General features: G+C 57.8%; 3 rRNA genes. All 3 read right to left on the bottom strand.

What is annotated here, in order from left to right:
* Positions 1 to 6 precede the first annotated feature (6 nt).
* The 3 genes from rrf to BXY45_RS22485 all read right to left on the bottom strand — a co-directional run bounded on the left by rrf (position 7) and on the right by BXY45_RS22485 (position 5,457).
* Positions 7 to 123 (bottom strand): 5S ribosomal RNA (gene rrf / locus BXY45_RS22495).
* A 176-nt stretch (positions 124 to 299) separates the two neighbouring features.
* Positions 300 to 3,405 (bottom strand): 23S ribosomal RNA (locus tag BXY45_RS22490).
* Between the two features lie 538 nt (positions 3,406 to 3,943).
* Positions 3,944 to 5,457: ribosomal RNA gene (locus tag BXY45_RS22485) — 16S ribosomal RNA — on the bottom strand.
* The 16S, 23S and 5S rRNA genes sit together here, the layout of an rRNA operon.
* Positions 5,458 to 5,714: the final 257 nt, after the last annotated feature.

Here is a 5,714-nt window from a genome sequence, read left to right as displayed (position 1 = left end):
AAGGATGTCCGGCGGTGACCTACTCTCCCACCCAGCTTCCCGGGCAGTACCATCGGCGCAGGTGGGCTTAGCTTCCGGGTTCGGAATGGGACCGGGCGTTTCCCCACCGCTATGACCGCCGTAACACTATCGAGTTAACGAAACCACCCAACCCACCAGCTGTACCCACAGGTACAACCCGGTAGTGGTGGCGCCCGTGACTCGGGAACCGCACAGTGGACGCGAACAGAACACCCCCCAAAGGAGAACGCTCTTAACTTTAGTTTCTCACTTGACCGCACCCCAACCACGTTGGAAGGTGTAGCAAGTCATCGGCTTATTAGTACCGGTCAGCTACAACCATTACTGGTCGTCCACATCCGGCCTATCAACCCAGTAGTCTGCTGGGAGCCTCTCAGACTCAAAGTCCATGGAGACCTCATCTTGAAGCAGGCTTCCCGCTTAGATGCTTTCAGCGGTTATCCCTCCCGAACGTAGCCAACCAGCCGTGCTCCTGGCGGAACAACTGGCACACCAGAGGTTCGTCCGTCCCGGTCCTCTCGTACTAGGGACAGCCCTTCTCAAGTCTCCAACGCGCGCAGCGGATAGGGACCGAACTGTCTCACGACGTTCTAAACCCAGCTCGCGTACCGCTTTAATGGGCGAACAGCCCAACCCTTGGGACCTACTCCAGCCCCAGGATGCGACGAGCCGACATCGAGGTGCCAAACCATGCCGTCGATATGGACTCTTGGGCAAGATCAGCCTGTTATCCCCGGGGTACCTTTTATCCGTTGAGCGACCGCGTTTCCACAAACCACGGCCGGATCACTAGTTCCGACTTTCGTCCCTGCTCGACCTGTCAGTCTCGCAGTCAAGCTCCCTTGTGCACTTACACTCAACACCTGATTGCCAACCAGGATGAGGGAACCTTTGAGCGCCTCCGTTACTCTTTAGGAGGCAACCGCCCCAGTTAAACTACCCACCAGGCACTGTCCCTGATCCGGATTACGGACCGAAGTTAGATGTCCAGAACGACCAGAGTGGTATTTCAACGATGACTCCACCGACACTGGCGTGCCGACTTCACAGTCTCCCACCTATCCTACACAAGCCGTACCGAACACCAATACCAAGCTATAGTGAAGGTCCCGGGGTCTTTCCGTCCTGCTGCGCGTAACGAGCATCTTTACTCGTAGTGCAATTTCGCCGAGTTCGCGGTTGAGACAGCGGAGAAGTCGTTACGCCATTCGTGCAGGTCGGAACTTACCCGACAAGGAATTTCGCTACCTTAGGATGGTTATAGTTACCACCGCCGTTTACTGGCGCTTAAGTTCTGAGCTTCGCTCCCAAAGGAACTGACCCGTCCCCTTAACGTTCCAGCACCGGGCAGGCGTCAGTCCGTATACATCGTCTTGCGACTTCGCACGGACCTGTGTTTTTAGTAAACAGTCGCTTCTCCCTGGTCTCTGCGGCCATCGCGCCTAACCCGCAAGGGTTTCAACGCTCCGGCCCCCCTTCTCCCGAAGTTACGGGGGCATTTTGCCGAGTTCCTTAACCACGATTCTCTCGTCGCCTTGGTATTCTCTACCTGACCACCTGAGTCGGTTTGGGGTACGGGCGGCTTGAACCTCGCGCCGAGGCTTTTCTAGACAGCATAGGATCACCCTACTTCCCGCATACGCGGTCACCATCAGGTCTCAGGCTTCATGAGATGCGGATTTGCCTACACCTCGCCCTACACCCTTGGACGTGGACTACCATCGCCACGCGGTGGCTACCTTCCTGCGTCACCCCTGTTAATGCGCTTACCTACTACCGGATCGGGTCACGCGCTCCACCAGATCCATCCGAAGACGTCACCAGCTTTGGGCGCTTAGCATCCCCGGATTCGATATGGGCGGTTCTTCGCCGGTACGGGAATATCAACCCGTTGTCCATCGACTACGCCTGTCGGCCTCGCCTTAGGTCCCGACTTACCCAGGGCGGATGAGCCTGGCCCTGGAACCCTTGGTCATTCGGCGGACGGGATTCTCACCCGTCTTTCGCTACTCATGCCTGCATTCTCACTCGTGTAGCGTCCACGACTGGATCACTCCGCCGCTTCACCCGCCACACGACGCTCCCCTACCCATCCACACGACTGAACCACGAAGGCTTATCGATGTATGAATGCCACAGCTTCGGCGGTGTGCTTGAGCCCCGCTACATTGTCGGCGCGGAATCACTTGACCAGTGAGCTATTACGCACTCTTTCAAGGGTGGCTGCTTCTAAGCCAACCTCCTGGTTGTCTGTGCAACTCCACATCCTTTCCCACTTAGCACACGCTTAGGGGCCTTAGCTGGTGGTCTGGGCTGTTTCCCTCTCGACTACGAAGCTTATCCCCCGCAGTCTCACTGCCACGCTCTCACTTACCGGCATTCGGAGTTTGGCTGACGTCAGTAACCTTGTGGGGCCCATCGGCCATCCAGTAGCTCTACCTCCGGCAAGAAACACGTGACGCTGCACCTAAATGCATTTCGGGGAGAACCAGCTATCACGAAGTTTGATTGGCCTTTCACCCCTACCCACAGGTCATCCCCCAGGTTTTCAACCCTGGTGGGTTCGGTCCTCCACGCGGTCTTACCCGCGCTTCAACCTGCCCATGGGTAGATCACTTCGCTTCGGGTCTAGAGCACGCGACTCAAACGCCCTATTCGGACTCGCTTTCGCTACGGCTTCCCCACACGGGTTAACCTCGCCACGTACCACTAACTCGCAGGCTCATTCTTCAAAAGGCACGCCGTCACCCCAACCAAGGAGGCTCCGACGGATTGTAGGCACACGGTTTCAGGTACTATTTCACTCCCCTCCCGGGGTACTTTTCACCATTCCCTCACGGTACTGTCCGCTATCGGTCACCAGGGAGTATTCAGGCTTAGGGGGTGGTCCCCCCAGATTCACACGGGATTTCTCGGGCCCCGTGCTACTTGGGATACCCATCAGGAGGCCACGCCATTTCGTCTACGGGGGTTCCACCCTCTATGCCGGGCCTTTCAAGACCCTTCGACTATGACACGACTTTCTTACTCCTTGATGAGGTGCTAGCCCCATCCGATGAGTCCCACGACCCCGACCATGCAACGCCTAGCAGCTATCACACATGACCGGTTTAGCCTCATCCGCTTTCGCTCGCCACTACTCACGGAATCGCGGTTGCTTTCTCTTCCTGTGGGTACTGAGATGTTTCACTTCCCCACGTTCCCTCCACGCACCCTATGTGTTCAGATGCGGGTCACTGGACATAACTCCAGCGGGGTTTCCCCATTCGGAAATCCTCGGATCACAGTTCGGTTGCCAACTCCCCGAGGCTTATCGCAGGCTCCTACGTCCTTCTTCGGCTCCTGGTGCCAAGGCATCCACCGTATGCCCTTAAAAACTTGACCACACACAAAATGCGATCAGCAAAGACTAAAGATGCTCGCGTCCACTGTGCAGTTCTCAAGCAACGGGCGAACCCACACCCAGATCCCAGCGCCTACCCCCACCACCACACCCCAAACCAAACCCCAGATCAACAGACCCAAGACCCAGCCCACGACGCAGCACCAGAAGCGGTTCAACCGACCAGATGCAGCCCATTCAGAAGCAACGAGATGCTCGTTCCCTCAGGACCCAACAGCGTGCCCGACACCACCACCACCAACCCACCGATCCAACCCACCACCACCCCACCCCCACTCCGAAGAGCACAGGCAAGAACCCCACCCCCACTCCGAAGAGCGACGGTCAAGAACCCCACCCGAAGGCAAGAGCTAGTAGTAGGCGTACGAGGAGAAGCTCGCAGCCGTGATGCCATGTCGATGTTCCACCCTTGAGCACCACCCACGGGGCGTTCGCCCGCAGCATGGCCCTAGACCACCACACGCCCCCACCCCACGAAGGAGGCGAGAAGCCTGAGCGCGATGGCCAGATGCTCCTTAGAAAGGAGGTGATCCAGCCGCACCTTCCGGTACGGCTACCTTGTTACGACTTCGTCCCAATCGCCAGTCCCACCTTCGACGGCTCCCCCCACAAGGGTTAGGCCACCGGCTTCGGGTGTTACCAACTTTCGTGACGTGACGGGCGGTGTGTACAAGCCCCGGGAACGTATTCACCGCAGCGTTGCTGATCTGCGATTACTAGCGACTCCGACTTCACGGGGTCGAGTTGCAGACCCCGATCCGAACTGAGACCAGCTTTTTGGGATTCGCTCCACCTCACGGTCTCGCAGCCCTTTGTACTGGCCATTGTAGCATGCGTGAAGCCCAAGACATAAGGGGCATGATGATTTGACGTCATCCCCACCTTCCTCCGAGTTGACCCCGGCAGTCTCCTATGAGTCCCCGCCATCACGCGCTGGCAACATAGAACGAGGGTTGCGCTCGTTGCGGGACTTAACCCAACATCTCACGACACGAGCTGACGACAACCATGCACCACCTGTGCAAGATCCCTTGCGGACCCGACATCTCTGCCGGATTACCCTGCATGTCAAGCCTTGGTAAGGTTCTTCGCGTTGCATCGAATTAATCCGCATGCTCCGCCGCTTGTGCGGGGCCCCGTCAATTCCTTTGAGTTTTAGCCTTGCGGCCGTACTCCCCAGGCGGGGCGCTTAATGCGTTTGCTGCGGCACGGAACTCGTGGAATGAGCCCCACACCTAGCGCCCAACGTTTACGGCGTGGACTACCAGGGTATCTAATCCTGTTCGCTACCCACGCTTTCGCTCCTCAGCGTCAGTTACAGCCCAGAGACCCGCCTTCGCCACCGGTGTTCCTCCTGATATCTGCGCATTCCACCGCTACACCAGGAATTCCAGTCTCCCCTACTGCACTCTAGTCTGCCCGTACCCACTGCAGGCGCGGAGTTGAGCCCCGCGTTTTCACAGCAGACGCGACAAACCGCCTACGAGCTCTTTACGCCCAATAATTCCGGACAACGCTTGCACCCTACGTATTACCGCGGCTGCTGGCACGTAGTTAGCCGGTGCTTCTTCTGCAGGTACCGTCACTTGCGCTTCTTCCCTGCTGAAAGAGGTTTACAACCCGAAGGCCTTCATCCCTCACGCGGCGTCGCTGCGTCAGGCTTTCGCCCATTGCGCAATATTCCCCACTGCTGCCTCCCGTAGGAGTCTGGGCCGTGTCTCAGTCCCAGTGTGGCCGGTCACCCTCTCAGGCCGGCTACCCGTCGTCGCCTTGGTAGGCCATCACCCCACCAACAAGCTGATAGGCCGCGAGCCCATCCCCAACCGAAAAACTTTCCACACCACCCCATGCGAGGCAATGTCATATCCGGTATTAATCCCGGTTTCCCGAGGCTATCCCAGAGTCAGGGGCAGGTTGCTCACGTGTTACTCACCCGTTCGCCGCTGATCCCCCCGAAGGGTTCACCGCTCGACTTGCATGTGTTAAGCACGCCGCCAGCGTTCGTCCTGAGCCAGGATCAAACTCTCCATCAATGCGTTACAACCCCACCCACACACCAAGCACACCCACCCACAAGCCACAACCCCAAGGACAAACCCCAAGGCCACAACCCACCAGCAGACACACCCAGCACACAAGCGAGATCAAACACCAACCAAGGCCGAAACCGACCAAGGCCAGAAAGTGATCTGGCACGAAAAAGACGTCATCTGACATCCAACTCGAGCCAACATAAAGCTGGCATCGACATTCGGCACGCTGTTGAGTTCTCAAGAAACGAACACACACC

The sequence above is a fragment of the Quadrisphaera granulorum genome (genome assembly GCF_003149145.1).
GTDB classification, from domain to species: Bacteria; Actinomycetota; Actinomycetes; order Actinomycetales; family Quadrisphaeraceae; genus Quadrisphaera; species Quadrisphaera granulorum.
This window is presented reverse-complemented; position numbering and strand designations above follow the sequence as displayed.